The 1,655-nt window shown below is 52.4% G+C and carries 1 rRNA gene; it reads right to left on the bottom strand.

Going from position 1 to position 1,655, the window contains the following annotated elements:
• A 23S ribosomal RNA gene (locus tag Q4491_RS21390) occupies window positions 1-1,655 on the bottom strand; the annotation flags it as partial.

Below are 1,655 nucleotides of genomic sequence, written 5' to 3' on the forward strand. Positions count from 1 at the left end.
ACGGGGCGACGTTAGAACATCAACACGACAAGGGTGGTATTTCAAGGACGGCTCCACAGATACTGGCGTACCTGCTTCGAAGCCTCCCACCTATCCTACACATGTAGGGTCAATGTTCAGTGCCAAGCTGTAGTAAAGGTTCACGGGGTCTTTCCGTCTAGCCGCGGGTACGCAGCATCTTCACTGCGATTTCAATTTCACTGAGTCTCGGGTGGAGACAGCGTGGCCATCATTACGCCATTCGTGCAGGTCGGAACTTACCCGACAAGGAATTTCGCTACCTTAGGACCGTTATAGTTACGGCCGCCGTTTACCGGGGCTTCGATCAAGAGCTTCTCCGAAGATAACCCCATCAATTAACCTTCCGGCACCGGGCAGGCGTCACACCGTATACGTCATCTTTCGATTTTGCACAGTGCTGTGTTTTTAATAAACAGTTGCAGCCACCTGGTATCTGCGACTCCCGGCAGCTCCATCCGCAAGGGACTTCACCGCCAGGAGCGTACCTTCTCCCGAAGTTACGGTACCATTTTGCCTAGTTCCTTCACCCGAGTTCTCTCAAGCGCCTTGGTATTCTCTACCTGACCACCTGTGTCGGTTTGGGGTACGATTGCTTATTATCTGAAGCTTAGAGGCTTTTCCCGGAAGCATGGCATCAATGACTTCATCACCGTGGTGACTCGACATCGGGTCTCAGCCTTAGTGCAGAACCGGATTTGCCTAATTCTGCAGCCTACACCCTTGAACCAGGACAACCGTCGCCTGGCCCACCTAGCCTTCTCCGTCCCCCCATCGCAATAATAAGCAGTACGGGAATATTAACCCGTTTCCCATCGACTACGCCTTTCGGCCTCGCCTTAGGGGTCGACTTACCCTGCCCCGATTAACGTTGGACAGGAACCCTTGGTCTTCCGGCGAGGGGGTTTTTCACCCCCTTTGTCGTTACTCATGTCAGCATTCGCACTTCTGATACGTCCAGCATGCCTTACAGCACACCTTCAACCGCTTACAGAACGCTCCCCTACCCAATACGATAAATCGCATTGCCGCAGCTTCGGTGTATCACTTAGCCCCGTTAAATCTTCCGCGCAGGCCGACTCGACCAGTGAGCTATTACGCTTTCTTTAAATGATGGCTGCTTCTAAGCCAACATCCTGGCTGTCTGAGCCTTCCCACATCGTTTCCCACTTAGTGATACTTTGGGACCTTAGCTGGCGGTCTGGGTTGTTTCCCTCTCCACGACGGACGTTAGCACCCGCCGTGTGTCTCCCGGATAGTACTTACTGGTATTCGGAGTTTGCAAAGGGTTGGTAAGTCGGGATGACCCCCTAGCCTTAACAGTGCTCTACCCCCAGTAGTATTCGTCCGAGGCGCTACCTAAATAGCTTTCGGGGAGAACCAGCTATCTCCAGGTTTGATTGGCCTTTCACCCCTAGCCACAAGTCATCCGCTAATTTTTCAACATTAGTCGGTTCGGTCCTCCAGTAAGTGTTACCTCACCTTCAACCTGCCCATGGCTAGATCACCTGGTTTCGGGTCTAATCCCAGCAACTGTACGCCCAGTTAAGACTCGGTTTCCCTACGGCTCCCCTATACGGTTAACCTTGCTACTGAAATTAAGTCGCTGACCCATTATACAAAAGGTACGCAGTCAC

Source organism: Photobacterium sp. 2_MG-2023, assembly GCF_030547675.1.
Classification (GTDB): Bacteria; Pseudomonadota; Gammaproteobacteria; order Enterobacterales; family Vibrionaceae; genus Photobacterium; species Photobacterium arenosum.